Genomic DNA, 2,458 nt, shown 5'->3' with positions numbered 1-2,458 from the left:
TACAATCGCTCTTAAACCGATTTTGAAGCGTAGCCATACGATTGCGGTAATAACCAAGTATGCAACTGTCTTTTGTGTGGCTTATTTTATCGTGAACTGCGAGCCCTTGGGCAATCAGCCGCCACGTGTTTGTATATGGTTTGTTGCGTGGTTTAGTACGTAATTTAGCAAATAAAAACCGAATAGAAAATCCGCGAGGATTTTCGTAAGTAGGCTTGAACTAGCAATAAATTATATACGGTGTTAGGCAACGTTTTTTATTCATAATAACGATATTCATATTCGATTATTTCTTCTCTTTTTCTATTAGAAAAACCTTTTGAATTAGTTATTCGTTTATTGATTTTACGCACTAATAAAGTGTCCTCATAAATATATTCATACGTGAATGCTAAATTATTATCGTGGTAAAACAATGTCTTAATTAATTTGTCTTTATTGTAATTATGCACTTTTTTCTGAAATCCATCATTATCTATGTCGTATTTTTCTATTTCCTCAATTAGTTGACCATTTTCATTGTATTTATAAGAATCGATTCCTTCGTTGTATCTTGTTCTTTTATAAGAGGAAATTAAAAGATTTTCATCATTGTATTTCTCGATAGTTTTTGAAATTTCTATACTGTCGATAATTGTCCAAAACTCTTTAGTTGAATATCCGTTTTTATCTCTATAGGTTAGGTAGAATTTGTCCTTTTCTCGTTTTGAGTCAAATGTTTTTCTTAATGTGTCTAAATTTACTAAACGTGATTCGATATAATTTTTCAAAGAATCAGAACTATTAATAACGTATATCTCTTTGTAGGGATTTCGTTTTCTGTCTGTTGGTTTTGGAACACTTACTGTGTAAGTTTCACGAAGATTATTTTCCGAATCATAGTCATAAATAGTCTTGTTGAGTGTCAGGTTTGAATGTGCGTAATAACTATATATTTTTTTGTCATTTGAGTAAAAATCGGCAGTTATCCAAGTCATTAAATCATTATTCCAATTCTCAATAATTTGAGTTGTTTTATTAAAAATTATTCTTCCTTTTTTGTCATAATTTTTCACTCCAACAATGGTGTCATTTTGCGTTTGAATTTCGGATTTCAACGTCTTTGTTTTCACATCGCAAGAAGTGAAGATTAAAATAATTAATAATAAAATCAGTGTCTTATTCACGGTGTTTCTTTAAATGTTGCCTAACAGGCCACTACATAAAGCGAGTGCGGCATTTTACTGGTTTGCTTTACTTTGTGGTCTTGATTTGTTTGGACTAAATATACAATGAATTTTGGATTTGTGNTATGTAATAGTTGTGGCTGGTTGCAACTACGTGTGAGCTTTCTATAATTGAGATTTGTAACCTTTAGGCATTTTTGAGTAGTGGCCTGTGGCGGCTGATTGAGTAGGGTGGGAGCTTTAAAATCCTAGGAGATTTGCTCTATGATCCATCTGTGCCAAATTCTTGATTTTTGCTATTACAATCGCTCTTAAACCGATTTTGAAGCGTAGCCATACGATTGCGGTAATAACCAAGTATGCAACTGCCTTTTGTGTAGCTTATTTTATCGTGAACTGCGAGCCCTTGGGCAATCAGCCGCCACGTTGCGGCTAAGCGTAGTGCGGAGGCAAGGAAACTTTTCGTTTCCGGCTGCGCACGAAGCTAAAGCTTTTGGTTTAGTTTTATTTTTTCTTGTCCAAAGCTAAATCCCAAAGATTTAGCGACTTTATAAATATACACAGACCTTTCGATTATGCCCAAAAACCCGCATTACGTTTAGGTATTGTTGCCACACGTTTTTTTTAGCGTCTGACTGGTCCTTGGTCATATATTTCGAATTCAAATATATCTGAGTTTTCAAATCCGTAAACTTTGTTTAGTATTTCCAATAACACCTTTTGGGTTTTCTCTTGGTTGTTACCCATATTAATTGCGAAACAAGGAATTCCGTCAAATTCATAATACTCAAAATCATCAAACATTTCCAACGTTCGGAATTTAGCCAACTTTTCCATTTCGTTATCAAAAGTCAGATTTATCGAGAAGTTGAATGAGTTTTCTGGTGTGGCTGTTTGTTCAATTAGTGCTCCGTGGACAACTTGCATTATAACAGTATTGTCTTTTGCTAAATTTATCAGAAATGCGTGATTTTTATTTTCAAATCGGTTAGCCGTAATTTTTAGGGTATTTTTTAATCCGCTATCTAGCTTTTCAGTTTGTGATTTCGCTCCAAAATTTATTCCTAAAGCGGCTAAAATTGTGAAAAAAATTCTTCTCATTGATTTTGTTTAAATGTGTGGCAACAGGCCACTACATAAAGCGAGTGCGGCATTTTGCTGGTTAGCCTGTTTTTTGTTTTTTAATTGATTGTTTAAATATACACTTATTTGTGAATCTGTCGCCGCGCATAGAGCTTTCAAAAATGTCGTATTCGCGTTATGTAATAGTTGTGGCTGGTTGCAACTACGTG

General features: G+C 33.9%; 3 protein-coding genes. All 3 read right to left on the bottom strand.

The annotated features are described in order from the left end of the window. Positions 1 to 257: 257 nt before the first annotated feature. The gene (locus tag ACFO5T_RS10875) at positions 258 to 1,097 is read right to left on the bottom strand and encodes a hypothetical protein (protein WP_380034322.1); all 840 of its coding nucleotides are present in this window, start codon (positions 1,095 to 1,097) and stop codon (positions 258 to 260) included. A gap of 693 nt (positions 1,098 to 1,790) precedes the next feature. Beyond that, entirely contained in the window at positions 1,791 to 2,267 is a 477-nt protein-coding gene (locus tag ACFO5T_RS10870; protein WP_380034320.1) for a hypothetical protein, read from the bottom strand. Between the two features lie 9 nt (positions 2,268 to 2,276). Next, positions 2,277 to 2,458 (bottom strand): hypothetical protein (locus ACFO5T_RS10865; protein ID WP_380034318.1); only part of this gene is annotated, 182 nt, incomplete at its 5' end.

Source organism: Dokdonia genika, from assembly GCF_042652845.1.
Classification (GTDB): domain Bacteria; phylum Bacteroidota; class Bacteroidia; order Flavobacteriales; family Flavobacteriaceae; genus Dokdonia; species Dokdonia donghaensis.
The sequence above is the reverse complement of the archived record's forward strand: the minus strand, read 5'-3'. Positions and strand labels throughout refer to the sequence as shown.

Excerpts from the sequence above, each read along its gene's own strand:
- ACFO5T_RS10870 (WP_380034320.1), bottom strand. The coding sequence starts at position 2,267 with ATGAGAAGAATTTTTTTCACAATTTTAGCCGCTTTAGGAATAAATTTT.